The following is a 20,389-nucleotide window of genomic DNA, read 5'->3' as shown; positions in this document are numbered from 1 at the left end:
GAAGTAAAAGGATCATTTATTTTTTAAATAAGAAATTACGTCAAACAGAGAGTCCACTACTTGAATAGATTTTTCTTCTAATTCAGGGGTTGGCGGAACTAAATCAGGGACCATAATCACTGGTATTTCGGCAGCCGCTGCTGCCAACACCCCATTCTTAGAGTCTTCTAGTATAAGCGTCTCTTCTTTTTTTGTTTCTAATTTCTCACAAGCAATCTGAAAAATCTCTGGATCTGGTTTTGCTCTTGTTACATCCTCCGCTGAAACAATCGTTGTGAATTTTTCTTTTAATCCAACTTGGTTTAAAAGCATTTCAATCGTTGGACGATTATTGCTCGATGCAACTACTCGTGGAATCTTCTGCTCTTCCAAGTAGTCAACCAGCTCTTTGACCCCAGGCTTAAGTTTGGCTTTTCCTTCTGAAAATAAGCGTAGCGCTTCCTCATAAGAATTATCGATAAATGTTTGAACCTTTTCTTTACCAAAAGCTGAAAAAAATTCGTGATAACTCTCTTTTAGCTCTTCATCAGATATTCCAATGAATTGAATGTAGCTTTCTTTGCTATAAGGCATCCCCATTGCATCAGCAATTTCTTGAGAAGCTTGATAATAAATCATCTCCGTATCAAAAATCAATCCATCCATATCAAAAATTATACCACTTACTCTAGTCATCGCTTCCTCCTAAGGTTAATAAAAATTCTCGTACTTCAGAAACAAAATAAAGTGAGCCTGTCACTAATAAGAGAGTCTCACTATTCATTTTTTCCAGTATCTCTGCCATGCCAAATTGCCATAAGGAGACAATCGTTACTTGATCATCAGCTAAATTGGCAACTTTCTTCAAATCAATGGCTCTTGGATAATCAAAAGTTGTTAAATAAATATGGGCATTCGGAATTTTTTTCAGTAATTGCAGCATTTCTTCTACATTCTTTGTCGTCAAAGCTGAAAAAAGAATGTGAATCTCATATTCTTTAAATTCTTTTTTCATCGTCTGAACTAATCGACGCACTGCGTGGTCATTGTGTGCACCGTCTAAAATAATCAAAGGCTCTTCACTTACTCGTTCCATACGTCCAGGCCAGCGAGCATTAGACAGCCCTTCTGCTACTTCTTTTTGATGAAATGGCAGTCCTTTAAGCTGACAGTACTGATAAAACAGTTCAATAGCTACTCCTGCATTTTCTACTTGATGTCTTCCAAGTAAGCTGGTCTTCAATTTTTGAAGCCGTCCTGCTTCATTATAAAATGTAAAAACCTCTCCCCACGTTTCATCAGGATGCAGGTACTCTACTCGATAGTCTTTTTCAAATCTATGAACAACAGCCTCTTTCTTTTTGGCTTCTTCTAAAATAACAGTCAATGCTTCTTCTTGAATGTTTCCCGTAACTACAGGGACACCCTGTTTAATAATGCCTGCCTTTTGAAAAGCAATCTTTTCGATTGTGTCCCCCAAAATATCTGTGTGATCTAGGCCAATGGTTGTAATCGCCGTTAACATTGGGACGGCTACATTCGTGCTGTCCATTAAGCCGCCTAGTCCCACTTCAATAATGGCAACATCTATTTTTTCCTGAAGAAAAAAGTCAAATGCCATCGCTGTCAATGTTTCAAACTCTGTAATGCCTGATACTGCATCCTCACGATCCATTTCTTCAACCAGCGTCTTATATTTTTGCGCATACTTAATGAACTGATTATCCGAAATCGGCTGTCCATTAATTGCGATTCGCTCATTAAATCGTTCAATATATGGCGAAGTAAACGTCCCAACCGTTACGCCCACTTCTTCAAGCAGACAGCGTAAATCTGTCACGGTGGAACCTTTTCCGTTTGTTCCAGCAATATGAATCGTAGGTACCTTTTTTTCTGGATGATTTACCCGATCAAGTAATGCATTTACACGTTCTAAGCCAGGTCGAGAGCCAAATGGCAGACGACTGTGAATCCATTCAATTGCTTCTTCAATTGTCATCGTATCCACTCCTTCTCTGACATTATAGCAAACTTTGAAAATAATAATGTCAAAAAAACAACAAAGTTGAAATAGATTTCCCTCAACTTTGTTGTTTCTATAATTAGACTCTTTTCTTATTTTTTAGGACGTTTATTTTGGTAATACATCGCTTGGAATTGCTGATTGGTATTTCTGCCCATCAACAGCTTTTACATGCTCAGCCTTTGCTTTTTCTACTAAATCCGGATTCATAAGTAAATCATAAGCCGTAGTTGCAATGACTCTTCCTGCAGCTAGTAATCCCTTATGAGCAACGGATGATTTTCCATTAGCAACCCACTGCCAAGAATGTGGAGGTGTTCCTTGTGGTTCACAAGCAACTGTTACCTGTGCAGTTGGACATACCCAGCTTACATCTCCAACATCTGTAGACCCCGAAGTTTTCTCTGAAAAGAATAATGGCCCCACTTTTTCTTGAACCGGTAAAGTGCCTAATCGTTGAATTTCTTCTTCACTTGCCGTTGGGTTTGTTTGTTTTGCTCTTGAAAGAAGACCCGCTTTTGTTTCTTCAGTTAAACTGTCATAGTATCTTTGGCTATATTCTTGATCACTCGGTGTAAGTCCAAGATTTCCAAACTCTTTTAAATTTTCGTACATTGCCGTTGTAACTACTTGATTAGGCAGATAATTAGCACAGGCGGAATCAAAAACAATCTCTAATTCAGTTTCTGTCATTAAAGCCGCCCCCTCAGCAATCTTGTTCACACGTTTATATATTTCTTCAGCCTGTTCGATTTTTGGCGCACGAATAAAATAGTATAAACTTGCCGTTGGCTGCACAACATTTGCAGATTTTCCACCTGCATCAATAAATGCATAATGAACCCGACCTTCATCAATAATATGTTCTCTTAAGTACTGAACACCTATATTCATTAATTCAGCTGCATCCAGTGCACTTCTCCCCATCTCTGGTGACGCTGCTGCATGGGCGGAAATCCCTTTAAAATTGTAGTAAATTTGATAAACAGCTAGACTACTCATTCCCCATGCCATACTCGTATCCATAGGGTGCCATGATAACGCAACATCAACCTTATCAAACACTCCGTCTCTAGCCATGAACGCTTTTCCATACCCGCTCTCTTCTGCCGGACAGCCAAATAGCTGAATTGTTCCTGACACATTATTTTTTTCCATGAACTCCTTAATTCCTATAGCTCCTGCTAATGCCCCCGTGCCGAGTAAATTATGTCCACATCCATGACCATTTCCTCCAGATATTTCCGCCTTTTGTTCGCCTAAATCAGCTACTTGGCTTAAATTATCTAATGCATCATATTCGGCTAATATTCCAATGACTGGGTGCCCATTTCCATAAGTAGCAACAAATGCATGATCCATATTTGCTACTCCTTTTTCAATTTGAAATCCTTCTTTTTCGAGAATTCTATAGTAATGCTGTACAGATTTTTCTGTTGCAAACCGAGTTTCCGGAGTCCCCCAGATACTGTCCGCAGCTTCAAACAATTCTTCTTTTTTTGATTCTATGATTGCTGAAATTTGGTCTTTTGCATTCATTTTCTTCTCTCCCATCTTTTTTGTCCATTATCTTTCTACACCAAATAATTCTTTCATTATTCGCTTTCCCGTCTCCGTTCCAGCAAGTCCGCCAATCCCTGTTTCCCGAATATCTGCAGGCATATTGCGTCCTACTCGATACATAGCTTCTATGACTTCATCTGCAGGAATTTCACTTTCCACATTGGCTAATGCTAACTCAGCTGCAGCAATAGCATTTGCAGTTCCTCCTGCGTTTCTTTTAATACATGGAATTTCTACTAACCCCGCGACTGGATCACAAGCTAATCCAATGCTGTTACTTAACGCAATGGCAAATGCATGAGCAGCTTGTTTAGGCGTTCCCTCTGCTAATTCTACAAGACATGCTGCTGCCATCGCGGAAGCCGAGCCTATTTCCGCCTGGCATCCTCCTTCAGCACCCGAAATACATGCATTATTAGCAACAACAAAGCCAAATGCCGCAGCAGTAAACAAGCACTCAATCATTTGCTTTCTGCTTGCCTCAAACTTTTTACTAAAAGCAAGTAATACGCCAGGGACAACCCCTGCAGAACCCGCTGTAGGAGTTGCACAGATCATTCCCATCGCAGCATTCACCTCATTTGTTGCAATGGAATAGCAAAGCGCCTGAACAAATGTCTGATCGGTTAAAACCGATTGATGATCCATATAGGCTTGAATTTTTTTCGCATCATATCCAGTTAGTCCTGAGCGTGAACGAACACCATTTACTCCTTTTTCAACTGCTTGTTCCATTGTTTGAAGGTTTAAATCCATTTGACTGATGATTTCTTCATAGGAACGAGTTGAGACTTCTATCTCTTGTTGAATCATTATTTCTGAAATGCGACAGTTTTTTTCCTCTGCACTTTTGACTAGTTCTTTAATTGATCGAAACAATCTTCTTCCCCGTCCTTCTTGTCATCCTGTTGTAGAAAAAACTGTTGTAATACTTGACATGTTTTTTATTTTTTCTAATAGATTTTGAGTGATTTCACTTACCGTTTCAATAAAAATAACTGATTCATTATGCAAGTCTTGTATGCGGACAAATATTGGCCTTTCTAACGCTGTGTTTATTTGCGCTTCAGCTAATTTAGGTTCATTTGTAGAAACAACCAACCCGTGACCGCTAGCTGATTCGGTAAACGTTGGTTGATGATTTAATTCAGTCAATTGGATACTTCCTCCTCCAATAGAGACAGCCGTTAAATTCAATACATCCTTTTGCGTTTTTAATTCTAAATTTACTGTATTTGCATGTTCTGTCTGTTTCTTGCTAATCAAAAATTCAATAGTCACACCTAATTTTTCAGCAATTTCAATAGCATCCGGAATTCGTTCATCGTTTGTATCAAAGGATAAAACGCCTGCAACGATTGCCACTGCTGTCCCATGTCCCTTGTAGGTTTCAGCAAATGAACCATAAAAGGTTACAACTAGTTTTTCCGGCAGGCATCTAAATAGCTCTCTGGCCATTTTCCCAATTCTAACGGCACCTGCTGTATGTGAACTAGAGGGACCCACCATAATCGGACCGATAATATCAAATGCACTTTTATACCTCATTTTTTTCTCAATCATTTGTCTTCTTTTTTCACTCCTAAAACAACTAATCCGCAGCAAATACTTGCTACAGCCATAAACCCAAAAGCTAAGGTAAAGGAACCCCCAGCGGCTTTAATTAACTGACCTAAAATCATTGGAGCTAAAAATCCGCCTAATGTTCCTCCTGTATTAATGATTCCAATAGAGGAACCGATAATTGATGAATCCATAATTTTATGAGGCCAAGTAAAAATTGCAGTAAAGGCGCCTACTGAAACCATACTTAATAAAATTAAACAAGCCATAGATAAAATAAGTTGATTAGACAGCACAAATCCTGCAACAAGTCCTGCAGAAATAATCGTGGCACTAATAATAAATTTGCGTTCTTTCCCCAAAAATACTTTTGATAACAGAACCCCAGAAAACATAGTTGCTGCTGTTTGGAAAATAGCATTTACAGCGAGCAAGTACCCAATTGTTTTAATATCTAAAGAAAACTTTTGAGCTAAGAAGCTAGGCAGCCAAGACATATTCCCATAAAGTAAAAAGTTTAATAGCAGCATTGCGACAAATAATACTAAAACATTTCTGTTGGTAATTATTTGACTGAATCGGATTGGATTTTCTTGTTTCTTCTGTTTGTCCACTGGCTGACTAGGAACAAAAATTCCTACAAGGATACAAGCAACTGCAAATAACGTTCCTAAAGCTAAGTAGCCAAAGCGCCAATTAGCATTAATTAGATTGGTTCCAAGCGTAAATGCTAAAATTCCACCAATTCCAGATGTTGAGAGTATTAATGACTGAATAAATGTTCGTCGTTCTTGAGGAAAATTATCGGAAATTGATTTTGAACAACTTGGTGGATAACCTCCGTGTCCTATTCCTGCAAAAAATCGAATGGCAATAAATAGCATTAGACTGCTTACTGCACCAAATGCAAATGAAAAGACTGAAATGATTGCTAGTGATAGCATTAATACTTTTTTTGCACCAATTTTATCGGCTAACCAGCCACCTGGAATTTGCATTAATGAATATCCTAAAAAGAAAAATGACATAATAAAACCTGTTTGTCCCGCATCTAAATGAAATTCTTGTGTGATTGGCAAGACAGCAGTTGATATCATGCTCTTATCCATGTAAACCATAGAGTAACCAGCCATCAATGCGAATACTAATCCTACGCTATTTTTTTTAGCACCTGTTTTTTCAATGTTTACGTCCATTTTTTACCTCCAGCTAACTTTTATTAAGAAAACGTTTTCTATAAGAATTATAGGCTATCTTCTTAATAAATTAACTGCTATATTTATGATATTTTTTCCAAATATTCTATTTTTGAAAAAATAAAAAAAGAAAAGAGCAAATAAAGGATGTCTTTTTTTGCTCTTTTCTTGAATTAATAGATTGGTTGAAACAAATACAGCTGACAGGCATTCAATGTCAATGTGGTTTCAAAGTGATAGGTATCCTTACTAATTTTTTCCTTGGTTAACTCAAATTTTGGGACTATTTTTTTCTCTAAATAGCTTTGTAGTTCTGAATCAATTTCCTGTTCGCCCCCTACACGAATCCAATCGTTATAGATTCCACCATGATCTTTATCAAGCACGTAATGCCTTACTAGATAGTCTCCTTTTGGTAAATGGTCTAAAGCAATCTTCAGTTTTTTTGTTTGATACTTTACCTGAACGGTGTCTACCGAGTAATCCGGATCCAAATAGCTTGAATTATAGACTAACAGTTGATAGCTACCCTGTTCATTCGTTAATAAATATCCTTCTCCTTGAGCAAGCTGTCGCTTCTTTAAATGACTCAGAAATTTTAAGGAAAAAAACAAAGGACGCCGTAACTCCCCATATAAAAATACCGATAAACTGCTATCTTCCCTACGCAATGTTTTGCGTTCTTTTACTTTAATATTCAACCAATAAGCAATCCCTGAGACTTTCTCAGAAAGTTCAATAATTGACTCAAGAATTAATGCAGACCGAAAGAAAGTACCGGCTAATGTGTTTCCTTCACCAACCAGAGTGTTCCAATCCGTCAAAAATACTTCTGGCTGCCAAGTAGAATGGAGAGGTTGTTGTTGAATTTGTTCAACAGTTGTTGTAATTCTACATAAAATTGCCTGCTGGTATTCTTTAAAATGAATCGCATGTTCGGCTCGAATCTCTGATGATTTGTATGGATCTGCGTGAAAATTAATAAAATCCGGCAGAGCACGTACCTGTTCCTGCTCAGATAAAAAGAGTTGATATTCCTCAAATTCCTCTTCGCTTAATGTTTGCATTGCTAAAATGCCAACATGTATTTCTGGCAAGAGAATTTTTGCTTGCTTAAAAAAATAAGTATAGCCATAATGATTGACCACCTTTTTCTGTTCAATGTTTCTTGGCAACTTCCATTGAAAGTACCATTTTCCTACTTCACTGTATCCATAACGATTTATAAAATGACGAATTAGTTGAAGCTGCCGGTCACACCAATTTTTCACCTGATCATTTGTTTCAAGCTGTTCATCTAAACAAAGTTGAATCATGGGTGTTAAGTGAATACGCACAAAAAAATCAAACAATCGATTATTTAACAGATATTCTGAAATCATATGCATTTCTTTTTCAAAATTTGTTTCCGGACAAAATCCTTCAAATAATATGTAGTCAAAACGAAGTTCTTCTTGAACAATTCGAAGCTCTGCTTGAACTGCGCTATCCAGCCCTTCAAACGCGGGACCAATTTTAATTATTTTCTTTCCCGTGACTCTTTCTTTATAAGACATCGTTTTTACATCTAGACAAAGTGATTCATCCACAGCAACATTCTCATCTTCAAGTTCTTTTTCTACCAAATACTTGGATAGTTCTTGTAAAGCCAGTGGTCTGCTCACTTCCTCAAAATCGGCCATTCGTGATGTACCTAAGGAATAGTCTGAGATAAGCGAATGTTCTTTTCTATAACTACTTGGTGTCACTTGATAATGTTTCTTGAACAACTGATGAAAATTCTTTCCACTAGAAAAACCATTATTTAAAGCAACTTTTATTATGGGCAAATCTGTCAAAAGTAACTCTTCGGCTGCATGAAGCAATCGCGTCTGATTAAGGTATTCGGTATAGGTCATTCCTACGTGCTCTTTAAATAATCTAGATAAATAATGGTAAGAGATTCCATGCTTTTCTGCAAAGTCATCTAGTGTCAGTGCCTGTTCATACTCGGATTGAATCGTCTCAAGAATCTGAGAAATACGAGGGTCGATTTCATTGGTGTTCATCGTCAAAAGAATAGGTGATTCTTTTTTAAATTTTTTGGTCATTTGCGTCAAAAAACTGAATAAATACTGATATACTTCTATTTCCAAACGATTTTCTTTTTTAAAATAGGCTGCCATCAAATGGGTTAAAAGCTTCCTCAGCTTTCCGACTTCTTCTTGTTTTTCAGCATTTGTTAGCAACAGACTATCATATAAAGGAAGACAAGGTCCTAAAAATTGCTGTTCTAATTGTTTCTTTGAAATACGCAAATACAAATATAAATTTTTTTCTTTAGAAGAAATCTGATAACTTTCCATTGGATTAACCACATAAAGATCGTCGGCAAAAAGCGTTTGTACATGATTAGAGACCTCTAACTCAATCGATCCATTTAAAACGAAAAAAACGTTCAGGCTATCATTCGTTTGTTTTGGTATATAGGTTGCTTTCACTAACGAAAGAGTAAAAGGAAGCTGCGTTCCCATTAATCATCACTCCTTTCAATATAAATCTTGTACACAAAATATAGCATTATCTCTCTTTTCAAACAAGGCACCTTAAAAAGAGAGCTTAAAAAAATTGGGACTTCCTTCACATCTAACTCTTTCAAAATACTCTGTCTGATTTCTAGTGAATAAGTGGCAATCGTCATTGAAAACAGCTATTTAATGCAGCAAATAGACACTCGTTATCTACATAAAATACAGTTCATTTCGCACATACATTCACTTATCTTGTTGTTGAATAACATATTTGTATTCTCTCTTTCGCAAACAATTGATACGAATATACCTGCATACAAAACCTATCAAGAAATTTCAGCGATGTTCTCCTTTTAAATGACCTTAAAAAGACTCCCCCCTTTACTTTCCCTGCGGCTTCCTAATGGTTCATAAAAAAGACCGCCAAAAGCTGCAGGCTACATGCACAACTTTTGGCGGTCACTTCAGTTCTCAGACTGAATCAATTATTCTGTTCATCTACGAATATAAATAACAGAAATACTACATTCTTTCAGAAAAAGAGCGAATAAAACTTAATTATCTATAGAGCTTCGTTTCTTAGACTTTGTATCATTTCCTGTTTCATTCGACTAGCTGATTGTACGTAAACTTTGGATTCTTTCTTTTACAGCTGCTTGCTTTTCAAGATAGTCTTTTTCTTTTTCTTTTTCTGTCGCAACCACTTCTTCTGGCGCGTTAGCAACAAATCTTTCATTAGAAAGTTTGCCCTGCACGCGTTTCACTTCTTTATCCCACTTGTCTAATTCTTTTTCAAGACGAACAATTTCTTCTTCAATATTAATTAAACCTGCTAGTGGAAGATAAATTTCTGCCCCTGTTAATACAGCTGACATTGCTAAATCTGGCGCAGTTAGCTGAGCGGCTATCACTAGCTCTTCTGGGTTACAGAAACGTTCAATGTAGCTTGTATTTTCTACCAAGAATTTATCCACTGCTTCATCATTTGTCTTAATCAGCAGCGTAATTGGTTTAGATAAAGGGGTATTCACTTCTGAACGAATATTACGTACCGCACGGATTAGCTCTTTAAGTACTTCCATTCCATTTGCAGCTTGTTTGTCGTTAAATTCAGGGTGAACCACCGGATAGTCTGCAACAACTAAAGATTCTCCTTCATGTGGTAGCTTGCTCCAAATTTCCTCTGTAACAAAAGGCATGATAGGATGCAACAAGCGTAAAATTTGATCTAGCGTATAAACTAAAATGCTGCGTGTTGTTTGTTTTGATGCTTCATTTTCTCCGTAAAGAACTTCCTTACTCATTTCAATGTACCAATCACAGAAATCATCCCAAATGAAGTTATACAACTGACGACCAGCTTCTCCAAATTCAAAGCGATCAAATAATTCAGTCACTTTTTCAACTGTTTCATTTAAGCGGGTCAAAATCCAACGGTCAGCTACTGTTTTTTCACCTGACAAATCAATTTGATCAACAGTCATTGTCTCAACATTCATCAAAACAAATCGAGAGGCATTCCAGATTTTATTGATGAAGTTCCATGAAGCATCCATACGTTCATAACTAAAACGCATATCTTGTCCAGGTGCTGAGCCATTTGACAAGAACCATCTTAAGGCATCCGCTCCATATTTTTCGATGACTTCCATTGGGTCAATCCCATTTCCTAGAGATTTACTCATCTTACGTCCGTCTTCTGCACGAATCAGACCATGCATTAGCACATTTTTAAAAGGACGTTTTCCAGTAAATTCCAGACTTTGGAAAATCATACGACTTACCCAGAAAAAGATAATATCATAACCGGTAACTAATGTACTAGTTGGGAAATAGCGTTTAAAGTCTTCATTTGACTCATCTGGCCAGCCCATTGTTGAAAACGGCCATAGTGCTGAACTGAACCATGTATCAAGTACGTCAGCATCCTGTGTCCAGTTTTCCACATCCTCTGGAGCTTCCATTCCTACATACATTTCCCCGGTTTCATTATGATACCATGCAGGAATCTGATGTCCCCACCATAATTGTCGAGAGATTACCCAGTCATGAACATTATCCATCCAGCGAATAAATGTTTGATCAAAACGTGGAGGGAAAAATTCAACCGCATTCTCTGTTTCTTGATTTGCCATTGCTTCTTTTGCAAGAGGTGCCATCTTCACGAACCATTGAGTAGACAAACGTGGCTCAACAACTACACCTGTTCGCTCAGAATGACCTACACTGTGAACCATTGTTTCGATTTTTTCAAGACGTCCGATTTCCTTCAGATCAGAAACAATCAGTTTACGAGCCGCAAAACGGTCCATTCCCTTATAGTTTCCAGCTAAATCATTCATCGTACCGTCTTCATTCATCACATTTACGCGAGGAAGATCGTGACGGTTACCTACCTCAAAGTCATTTGGGTCATGGGCTGGCGTAATTTTTACCACCCCTGTTCCAAATTCCATATCAACGTATTCATCGGCAATGATTGGGATTTCTTTATCAACTAACGGTAAAATAACTGTTTTACCAATGTAGGATTGATAACGCTCGTCCTCTGGGTGAACCGCGACGGCAGTATCTCCCAACATAGTTTCAGGTCGTGTAGTCGCAATTTCAAGAACACCAGAACCATCGGCTAGCGGATACGTCATATGGTAAAAAGCCCCTTCAATATCTTTATGGATAACTTCAATATCAGATAATGCTGTACGCGCTTTTGGGTCCCAGTTAATAATATACTCTCCACGATAAATAAGGTCTTTTTCGTAGAGTTTTACAAAAACAGTACGAACAGCTTCAGAAAGACCATCATCTAAAGTAAAGCGTTCACGGCCATAGTCTAAAGATAAGCCTAACTTTGACCACTGCTCACGAATATGACTGGCGTATTCTTCTTTCCATTCCCAAACCTGATCCACAAATTTTTCTCTTCCTAAATCGTAACGAGAAATTCCTTGCTCTCTTAATTTTTCTTCCACTTTTGCCTGAGTCGCAATTCCTGCATGGTCCATTCCCGGTAACCATAATGTATCAAACCCCTGCATCCGTTTTTGGCGAATAATCATGTCTTGCAATGTTGTATCCCACGCATGTCCTAAATGCAGTTTTCCCGTTACGTTAGGCGGTGGAATAACAATAGAATAAGGCTCAGCTTTTTTATCTCCATTTGGTTTAAATAAATCTTTTTCCAGCCATTTTTCGTAACGACCAGCTTCGACTTCTTGAGGGTTGTATTTTGTTGATAAATTGTTCTCTTCGGTCATCTTTTTTCCTCCTTAATTTTAGATACAAAAAAAGTCCTAAAATACTTTCGTATTTTAGGACGTAGTTTACGCGGTACCACCTAAATTGCAGGATTACCTGCCACTTCATGCGTGTGATAACGATCACGACTCGTTTGACTCTACTACTTCTTCAAGTCAAAGACTCCCAAGCTACCTTCACTAAATTCATTTGAAAATCTTTCACCTGCTGATTTTCTCTCTAAAAAATGAGTATTTAGCTACTCCTCTTGTTCTTCGTCTTGACTTATTTTACAACGAAGTATTTTTAAAGTCAATTCTAGTTTTAAATGAGTGCTTTGGCTTCTTCCAAGGCTTTTTGATAGTCAGGTTCATTTGTCTGTTCTTCCACTAACTCTTCATAAACAATGGTTCCTTTTGCATCCAATACAAAAATTGAGCGGACAAAACGACCAGTTTCAGGAACAAATAACCCATAAGCCTGACCAAAAATAGAATCTGGATCATGGAGCATCAACATATCGACACCCTCTGCAGCACACCAGTTAGCTTGTTCTTCTCTAGTATTATTGGAAATAGTAACAAAATGAATGTCCGTCTCTTTTGCTGCCTCTTGATTAAATCGCTTGGTTTGAATTGAACAAACTCGCGTATCAATATCTGGCACAACACTAATCAATACAGGTTTGCCCAGCAAATCAGATAGATGGACAATTTGTTTTTTTATATTCACCAATGAAAAATCAGGTGCTTTTTCTCCTACCATTGGCTGTTTCCCTGGAACATCCATCGAAATTCCTTTTCTAGTAATTTTCAAAAAATCACGTCCCTTCTCTTTGAGTATAGTTGAAAACAGCTATTCTTAAAAGAAAACTGCTTAGCCAACCTTCACTTTTAGCTAAAACAAAGAAGCGGACTTTTATACCTGAAAAAAAACAAGGTCAGAACATTACTGGCTCCTTATGCGAACCACGTCTGTCCCGACCTCACCTTCTTTCTAATAATTATCATTTTACATTTTTTACCCATGAGCCTATACAAACTTCGCTGCTTTAGCTTTTGATTAAATTTTCATCAAAATAAATCAATGTCTGCAGTTCAGTCGTTAAATCGATATATTGTACGTGAACTTCTTTTGGCACAACCACACGATCAGGAGCAAAATTTAAAATTGCAGTGATTCCGCTTTGAACAATCACATCTACTGCACTTTGTGAGTATTGGCTAGGAACTGTCGTAATCGCCACCGCGACTTCTTGTTCTTTGCTGACTCTTTCAAATTCATCCATTGAATGAATCTCAAAACCATCAAAAGTTTTACCGATAAGCTCCGGATTATTGTCAAACACACAGACAATTTTTAAATTATCATTTCGTCTAAAATTATTATTTACTAATGCTCTCCCTAAATTTCCATAACCAACCAAAGCGATTCTTTTTTCTTCTTGTGTATTTAAAATGCTATTAAATACTTCAATTAAATAAGGAACATCATAGCCATAACCGCTTCGACCAAGCTCTCCTAAGTGAGAAAAATCACGACGAATGGTTGCGGAAGGAACTTGTGTCACTTCACTAAATTCTTTTGATTTTATTCTTGATACGCCAGATCCTCCAAGAATTTTTAAATAGCGTAAATATAAAGGTAACCGTTTGGCAGTGGCTTTAGGAAGCTCCTTGCACTTTTTTTCGTCAATCATTTAACCCCTCCTTTGTTACAGAATTCACATATTGATTCTATCATGGAACTTGATGATTCGCAAGAGATTGTGAATTTTTTACATTGTTTTACTAATTCTTTTTTTATAAAGAAATAAACTCTCATCTAAACAAAAGAAGAAAAAACTAGGGATGGTGTAATAAATGATGACTGCTAAGCTTTTTTTGCTCAAAAATTAAAATTAAATATCAATTATTTGACTCACTGATTGTCAAAAAAATTTCAGCGGAAAAGCTTCACAAAATAAAACGTTTCCTTAAAAAATAAAAAAAGAGTCTAGCACATAACTGGAATAGTCATATGCTAGATCTCCGTCTTAATAATGGTTGCAGGCAGAAACAACTCATCTTCTACGTATAAGGCAAGATAGAAAGTTAAAAGTTTCGGAAAGAAACTAAAATTACAACACTACACCTGCTTGATGCTACAAATCACGAAATTTTACTTTCGATTGCTCACAATGATTCTCGGAGCTGAACACTTCTGCCTTCCTTTATTCTTCTTATAATAAATCTGAAAATTCTTCTTCAAGTGTTTCTTTTGGAGTAGAAGAGTCAATTTGAGAAATGTTTATCCCAGCTAATGAGCGAGCAATCATTCCATCAATATCCAATCGTTTTTCGTACTCTTCTACTTTATCCACTCGAGGTCGTGTTTTAGGCTGTGGTGGAGCAAAAATCGTGCAGCAGTCCTCAAAAGGCTGTACAGATAACTCGAAGGTATCAATTTTTTCGGCTAATTCAATAATCTCCAGCTTGTCCATAGTAACGACCGGCCGAATAATAGGCGTTGCGGTAACCTCATTAATCGCCACCATACTGTGTAGTGTTTGGGAGGCAACTTGCCCTAATGACTCTCCATTAATAATCACTAAGCCCTTACGTTGCGCACGAATTGCATCAGTCAGTCGTAACATCATTCGACGAGTTACTGTCATCCAGTATCCCTGTGGAAGTGATTTTTTTATTTCTTCTTGAATCTCAGTAAATGGGACTTCTATAAATTGGATACTTCCAACATAAGGAGCTAGTTTAGCAGTCAAGTCCTTCGCTTTTTGAAGCGCTTGTTCGCTCGTGTAAGGGGGACTCGCAAAATGGACCGCTTCAATCTCCACCCCACGCTTCATTGCCAAATAACCTGCAACTGGTGAATCAATCCCTCCAGACAACATAAGCATTCCTTTTCCGCTTGTTCCAACAGGTAAGCCCATCGCACCCTTTAGTGTCTCATAAGAAAGATAGGCACCATCCTGACGAATCTCTACGCGTAAGAGAATATCGGGCTTTTTCATCTGTGCTTTAATTTCAGGAAACACGTCAAAAACAGCATTTCCAAGTACTTGATTTAGTTCATTGCTGTCTAGCTCAAATTGATGATCGCTGCGTTTGGCATTAATCTTGAAGGTTTCTTTTCCTGTATAAATCTCCTTCATAATCTCTTGAACTGATTGCTTCAATACTTCCACATTTTTCTCCACTTGAACGCTGGGAGAGAAATTTTGTATCCCAAAGATTTTTTCAAGTTTTGGAATAATTAACTGACTGTCTTCTCCATTTAGGATCAAATGCATACGGTCACGATCGGCATGAATCCGAACAGCTGGAAATTCAGACAATGCGCGACGTGTGTTTTGAGCAAGCTGCATAATAAATGTTTTACGGTTTTTTCCTTTAGTTGAAAGTTCGCCATAACGAACCATAATTTCTGTATACTTCACGCCATACGCTCCTTAATTAATTGTTGAAAACTTCTTATATAATTGATGAAAAATAATTAAAAATTGTTCTACTTCCGCCATAGTGTTACTTTCATCCAAACTAATTCGTACAGCTGAGGTAGCTAAATCTTTAGCAACATGCATTGCACCTAGAGTGGAGCTTGACATCTTCTTTTTACTTGAACAAGCACTCGTTGTTGAAATGTATATTTGTTTTTCTTCCAATGCATGCACCAGTACCTCTCCGCGAATTCCCTTTAAAGCAAAACACAAAATGTGCGGAGCAAAATTTTCTTTTTTTGAAAAAAGAGTTACTTTTTCATATTCACCCAAAGCACCCATTAAATAGTCTTTTAAAAGAGCGACATGATTTGGACGTTCTTCTTTTTTATTGAAAGAAATACGTAATGCTTTTGCCATAGAAACGATTCCAGGCAGATTTTCTGTACTACTACGCTGGTTATTTTCTTGTCCGCCACCTGTTAAAAGAGGCGCTAATTTGCGTCCTTTTTTCCAGTAGTTAAAGCCCACTCCTCGAGGACCATGGAATTTATGCGCAGAAAAAGTAGCAAAGTCAACACGATTGGTTAGCCAATGCTCTTGAGGAATTTTTGTAATGGCTTGAACAGCATCGACATGAAAGTGAATTTTAGGATATTTTTCCAATATTTCGCTAAGTTCACTTATTGGCTGAACGGAACCAATTTCATTATTCACAGCCATCACAGAAACAAGGATGGTCTCTTTTCTTATGAGTGACTCCAACGCCCCTACTTCAACAAACCCCTGTTCATCCACGGGTAAAATGCTGACTTCTATTCCAAGCTGTCGCAGCTGTTCTGCTGTTTCACTTATTGCTGGGTGCTCAATTCCTGAGATGATTATATGGTTTCCAAACTCTCGTTTAGCAATCGCTGTTCCTTTTAAAGCCCAATTATCGCCTTCTGTTCCACCGCTTGTAAAATAAATTTCATCAACAGAGACTTGAAGCTGATCAGCAATTTGCTTTCTCGCTTGCTGCAGTAAGCGATTCGCCTGGTTTCCAAGATCATGGAGACTAGATGGATTCCCATAAATACGCTGGCTTGTTTTTACATATGTATCTAGTGCCTGAGGATCAATTGCTGTTGTTGCGCTATTATCAAAATAAATCATAAGAAACCCCTCTTTTTTGAAATTCTTTCCTATTATACCTGTTGTCACCCTTGCTTTCAAGCGTCTATCCTTAAATAGATACGCATGCTTCCACTCACTTTTTGACAAAAAAGAAGAGGGTGAAATATAACTATTTAAGTTATATCCCACCCTCGTGAAATCATAATAAAGGTTGTGAATTGAAGGTCGCCACTGCGTTTTACTCTCAATAATCTCTAAAAGAGAGACATGCTAGAGTTGAACTCTACTGTCCTGACCCCTTCTAATCTATACTAAATCCTGATTATTGAAGTAGAATGTTTCAATACGCTTGAACGCACCACTTTCAACTTGTTCTAACGCGGTACCAATTTCATCTAATGCTTCTTGATAACGATATTCTTTACTGAATAGTACCAGCGTTTTTTCAATAGCTTGCTTGATTTCAGGATGTGTATGACGGTAGCGGTTCGCGTATTGCATCATTTGTTCCGTTAATGCAGCAGCATCCACTAAATCATAGGTCCGTTTTTCAAGCATTTCTAAATCTTCTTCACACAAGTTAACTAGCTTATTAATTTCTTCCATATTAATGCGAATTCGATTTAACGCACGTGAGAGCTCTTCGATACGATCTGTTGCAACAAAGAAAAACTCTAAATAGTCTCCCGGCAAACCAGGTAATCGTTGTTTTTCAACAAAACGTTTTAAGTTACGTAAGCTAAACTCAAGTTTTTCAATTTTTTCCTGTGCAATTTTTTCTCCTTTACGAAGTTCACGTAAAGAATCATCAATTTCTACTTGTTGCGCTTCAATATCATCTAGCACTTTAAATGCATTTTTGTAAAAATGCTGAACATCCGAATAAGGTACTTCATGTTTTGCAAGTAATGGTTCCATTTGACTATTTCGACGAGAAAGCTCATCAATTTCTGTTTGGAACCCGCGGGCACGTCCCACTTGATTATTATTCAATGTATAGCTTTGAGAAGTGTGATCAAGCTCTATCAATAGTTGACGATTATTTTTTGTTGCATGATCAATGTAATCTTGGATTACTTTTTGACTTTGAACAACATATTTTTTCGCTTCGATTTCTCGTTCAAGTACATCATAAAGCGCATCGATTGAATTGGCTGTATCGATATTTGCAACTTCTACTGATTCTACCTCTGTTTTTTCTAAATCGTTCATTGAATTTTCCACACGTTTTTTTGCACGCTTGATATCATCAGCAAAATTTTTCTCTGGGAAAACGTAATTTTGTTCTAGCATACGTTTGTAGCCATCTTCAATTTCTTTTAGCTGGTCAGGATAAGTTTTACTTAACTCTTCATACAATGGAGGAATACGTTTCATTAAGTCGTCCACTTCATACGTGTGACGTTCTGCTTGTTCTAGAACTTCACGAGCTTCAATCGGGTCGCCCGAAGTATTCAATGTCACAAATTGTGTAAATTCAATTTCAATATTTTTAATTTGTTTTTGCAGCTCTGAATAAGCTGGTCCATAAATAGTGTTGTCTTCTTTTAGAAGTTTTTTCAAATCTTCATAAACATCTAATGCCTTTTGAACCTCTAATGAGTTACGTTCTTCACTCTCACGTAATTCCCGCAAGCCTTCACGAATTTCTGCCACTTGCTTTTCCATTTCATCCATGGTTTCTTCTGCTTCAACGACCATTTTCTTGCCCTTTAGAAAATGCAAATTCTCATTTAGGTTTTCAACCTCAAAGATTTGTGTTTCTAACTCTGCAAAGGAAGTAGTGGAAATGTCTGTCCATTTTTGTCGCCATTCTCTAAATGTATTTTGACTTTGACCAACCAAATGCATTCGTTTTACATCATCAACCTCTTCAATGACAGGTAAGTCAAACAGGTCTTCTTTTCTCTTCTCCAGTAAATCTAAACGCTCTTGATTTTTCTTTCTCATAAAATGGCCGACTAAATATAACACTGCCGCCACGATAATTATTGCGATTACAATTCCAATGATAACTTTACTTCCCATTTAAGGTTCCTCCGTTTTCAAATATGCCTATAAAGTAAATGAACCTCATGTCCATTCAACATAATTATCTACTATTTCTCGTTCCTATTCTTCTGTAAACAGAAGACGTCTACGCTAGATTATATCATAAACAAAAAAAGCATTCACTATCTAACACCAAAAACTTTACTTTTTTCTATGTTTTTTTCATTCTTTTAAAAAAAACATTTCTTATTAAAGAAATAAGTCGCAATATCCCATGAAAATTTTTCGTTTTTTTACATATTTACCTTGAAACGTTCTTGATTTTACAAGGTTAATTTTGTATCCTTAGGATAAGATTAAAACTAGGAGTGAAATAAATGAAAGTCGTAAAATTTGGTGGTAGCTCCCTTGCTTCTGCCGGTCAATTAGAGAAAGTCGTCCATATCATCAAAGGAGATGTACAGCGAAAGTTTGTCGTTGTCTCTGCGCCTGGTAAGCGAACCCAGGATGATATAAAGGTCACTGATCTATTGATTGCCTACTACGAAGCAACACTTACTCACTTACCTACGACTGAATTCACTCAAGAAATCATTCAGCGGTATCAAGAGATTGCAGACGCTTTTCAAGTGGAAAAAGCAATAATGGCTGAAATTAAAGAAAACATTCTTTCTTTACAAACCTTACCTATCACTAACAATCCCCACTTGTCAGATACATTTTTAGCCAGTGGTGAGAATAACAATGCGAAACTCATCGCAGGAATTTTACGAACGCAGGGAGTCGCTGCACGCTATATCAACCCTAAAGAGCTTGGAATGATTGTGAGTGACGAACCTGGCAATGCACGTATTTTACAGAAATCTTATGAACAAATTTACGCTTGGCGAAATGAGTCGGAAATCTTAGTTATTCCCGGATTCTTTGGATATACAGAAGCCGGTCAAATTTGTACCTTTTCACGTGGTGGCTCTGATATCACAGGCTCTATTGTTGCTGCCGGAATGAAAGTAGATCTTTATGAGAATTTTACAGATGTTGATGGTATTTATGTCTCTCATCCTGGCTTTGTTCATGAACCTGAAACAATTAAGGAGTTAACTTACCGGGAAATGCGTGAATTGGCCTATGCTGGATTTTCTGTTTTTCATGATGAAGCCTTGATGCCTTCGTATCGTGCAAAAATTCCTGTCGTTATAAAAAATACAAATAATCCTCAGCACCCTGGAACATTGATTACAACAAAGCGTGATATCAGTCAACAGCCGGTTGTGGGTATTGCTAGTGACCAGGGATTCGCAAGTATATATATTAGTAAATATTTAATGAACAGAGAAATCGGCTTTGTTCGCCGTATTTTACAAGTGTTTGAAGATCTCTCTCTTAGCTATGAGCATATGCCTTCAGGAATCGATGACGTTTCAATTATTTTAAGAGAACGCCAGCTTACCAAAGAAAGCGAAGAAGAGCTGATGCGTCGATTGGCTTTTGAACTCGATCCTGATGAGTTACGGATTACACATGGACTTTCCATGATTATGGTCGTAGGAGAAGGTATGCGCCAAAGAGTCGGGATTACCGCTGAAAGTACTAGTGCCCTCGCTAGGAAGCATGTAAACTTGGAAATGATTAACCAAGGCTCTTCTGAGGTGAGTATTATGTTTGGTATACAAGAAGTTCAAGAAGAAAAAGCGATTCGTGCTCTATACTATACATTTTTTGATTAATCTGACTAGAAAAGAAACTGCTTTGTAAAGTGCCTGTTGCGCGCTTT

The 20,389-nt window shown here is 37.4% G+C and carries 14 protein-coding genes and 1 other annotated feature; of the genes, 1 reads left to right on the top strand and 13 read right to left on the bottom strand.

The annotated features are described in order from the left end of the window. Positions 1-12: 12 nt before the first annotated feature. The 13 genes from I589_RS14195 to I589_RS14135 form a co-directional block, all read right to left on the bottom strand. Positions 13-675 (bottom strand): HAD family hydrolase, encoded by a 663-nt coding sequence (locus I589_RS14195; RefSeq protein WP_010766986.1) that lies wholly within the window; start codon positions 673-675, stop codon positions 13-15. Beyond that, on the bottom strand, positions 668-1,978 hold the full coding sequence (locus I589_RS14190) for a bifunctional folylpolyglutamate synthase/dihydrofolate synthase (RefSeq protein WP_010766985.1): 1,311 nt from the start codon (positions 1,976-1,978) through the stop codon (positions 668-670). Before I589_RS14190 ends, I589_RS14195 begins: the two co-directional genes overlap by 8 nt. 132 nt (positions 1,979-2,110) lie before the next feature. Continuing rightward, a complete protein-coding gene (locus I589_RS14185; RefSeq protein ID WP_010766984.1) occupies positions 2,111-3,541 on the bottom strand; it encodes an amidohydrolase in 1,431 nt (476 codons plus the stop codon). Between the two features lie 27 nt (positions 3,542-3,568). Continuing rightward, the gene (gene sdaAA, locus I589_RS14180) at positions 3,569-4,444 is read right to left on the bottom strand and encodes an L-serine ammonia-lyase, iron-sulfur-dependent, subunit alpha (RefSeq protein WP_010766983.1); all 876 of its coding nucleotides are present in this window, start codon (positions 4,442-4,444) and stop codon (positions 3,569-3,571) included. Between the two features lie 21 nt (positions 4,445-4,465). Next, positions 4,466-5,128, bottom strand: a complete 663-nt coding sequence (gene sdaAB, locus I589_RS14175) for an L-serine ammonia-lyase, iron-sulfur-dependent subunit beta (protein WP_051100874.1) — start codon at positions 5,126-5,128, stop codon at positions 4,466-4,468. After that, the gene (locus I589_RS14170) at positions 5,125-6,324 is read right to left on the bottom strand and encodes an MFS transporter (protein ID WP_010766981.1); all 1,200 of its coding nucleotides are present in this window, start codon (positions 6,322-6,324) and stop codon (positions 5,125-5,127) included. Before I589_RS14170 ends, sdaAB begins: the two co-directional genes overlap by 4 nt. A gap of 173 nt (positions 6,325-6,497) precedes the next feature. Continuing rightward, the gene (locus I589_RS14165; protein WP_010766980.1) at positions 6,498-8,837 is read right to left on the bottom strand and encodes a helix-turn-helix domain-containing protein; all 2,340 of its coding nucleotides are present in this window, start codon (positions 8,835-8,837) and stop codon (positions 6,498-6,500) included. A gap of 608 nt (positions 8,838-9,445) precedes the next feature. Beyond that, positions 9,446-12,091: a valine--tRNA ligase gene (locus I589_RS14160; RefSeq protein WP_010766979.1), complete on the bottom strand. Its 2,646-nt coding sequence runs from the start codon at positions 12,089-12,091 to the stop codon at positions 9,446-9,448. Positions 12,092-12,143: 52 nt separating this feature from the next. Beyond that, positions 12,144-12,356: a binding site (T-box leader), on the bottom strand. Between the two features lie 39 nt (positions 12,357-12,395). Then, the gene (gene tpx, locus I589_RS14155; protein WP_010766978.1) at positions 12,396-12,887 is read right to left on the bottom strand and encodes a thiol peroxidase; all 492 of its coding nucleotides are present in this window, start codon (positions 12,885-12,887) and stop codon (positions 12,396-12,398) included. 235 nt (positions 12,888-13,122) lie between these two features. Next, entirely contained in the window at positions 13,123-13,770 is a 648-nt protein-coding gene (locus I589_RS14150; RefSeq protein ID WP_010766977.1) for a redox-sensing transcriptional repressor Rex, read from the bottom strand. 522 nt (positions 13,771-14,292) lie between these two features. Then, positions 14,293-15,507: a tRNA uracil 4-sulfurtransferase ThiI gene (gene thiI, locus I589_RS14145; RefSeq protein ID WP_010766976.1), complete on the bottom strand. Its 1,215-nt coding sequence runs from the start codon at positions 15,505-15,507 to the stop codon at positions 14,293-14,295. 12 nt (positions 15,508-15,519) lie between these two features. Then, on the bottom strand, positions 15,520-16,662 hold the full coding sequence (locus tag I589_RS14140; protein WP_010766975.1) for a cysteine desulfurase family protein: 1,143 nt from the start codon (positions 16,660-16,662) through the stop codon (positions 15,520-15,522). Between the two features lie 267 nt (positions 16,663-16,929). Beyond that, positions 16,930-18,651: a septation ring formation regulator EzrA gene (locus tag I589_RS14135; protein WP_010766974.1), complete on the bottom strand. Its 1,722-nt coding sequence runs from the start codon at positions 18,649-18,651 to the stop codon at positions 16,930-16,932. A 341-nt stretch (positions 18,652-18,992) separates the two neighbouring features. Between I589_RS14135 and I589_RS14130 the strand changes: the two genes are divergently transcribed. Further along, entirely contained in the window at positions 18,993-20,342 is a 1,350-nt protein-coding gene (locus I589_RS14130; protein WP_010766973.1) for an aspartate kinase, read from the top strand. Positions 20,343-20,389: the final 47 nt, after the last annotated feature.

Origin of the sequence: Enterococcus phoeniculicola ATCC BAA-412, from assembly GCF_000407505.1 — a bacterium.
Lineage (GTDB): Bacteria > Bacillota > Bacilli > Lactobacillales > Enterococcaceae > Enterococcus_K > Enterococcus_K phoeniculicola.
The sequence above is the reverse complement of the archived record's forward strand: the minus strand, read 5'-3'. Positions and strand labels throughout refer to the sequence as shown.

Bases quoted from the DNA above. Each gene is read 5' to 3' on its own strand.
- I589_RS14195 (WP_010766986.1), bottom strand. From the start codon at position 675: ATGACTAGAGTAAGTGGTATAATTTTTGATATGGATGGATTGATTTTT.
- I589_RS14190 (WP_010766985.1), bottom strand. From the start codon at position 1,978: ATGACAATTGAAGAAGCAATTGAATGGATTCACAGTCGTCTGCCATTT.
- I589_RS14185 (WP_010766984.1), bottom strand. From the start codon at position 3,541: ATGAATGCAAAAGACCAAATTTCAGCAATCATAGAATCAAAAAAAGAA.
- sdaAB (WP_051100874.1), bottom strand. From the start codon at position 5,128: ATGATTGAGAAAAAAATGAGGTATAAAAGTGCATTTGATATTATCGGT.
- I589_RS14170 (WP_010766981.1), bottom strand. From the start codon at position 6,324: ATGGACGTAAACATTGAAAAAACAGGTGCTAAAAAAAATAGCGTAGGA.
- I589_RS14165 (WP_010766980.1), bottom strand. From the start codon at position 8,837: ATGGGAACGCAGCTTCCTTTTACTCTTTCGTTAGTGAAAGCAACCTAT.
- I589_RS14160 (WP_010766979.1), bottom strand. From the start codon at position 12,091: ATGACCGAAGAGAACAATTTATCAACAAAATACAACCCTCAAGAAGTC.
- I589_RS14150 (WP_010766977.1), bottom strand. From the start codon at position 13,770: ATGATTGACGAAAAAAAGTGCAAGGAGCTTCCTAAAGCCACTGCCAAA.
- I589_RS14140 (WP_010766975.1), bottom strand. From the start codon at position 16,662: ATGATTTATTTTGATAATAGCGCAACAACAGCAATTGATCCTCAGGCA.
- I589_RS14135 (WP_010766974.1), bottom strand. From the start codon at position 18,651: ATGGGAAGTAAAGTTATCATTGGAATTGTAATCGCAATAATTATCGTG.
- I589_RS14130 (WP_010766973.1), top strand. From the start codon at position 18,993: ATGAAAGTCGTAAAATTTGGTGGTAGCTCCCTTGCTTCTGCCGGTCAA.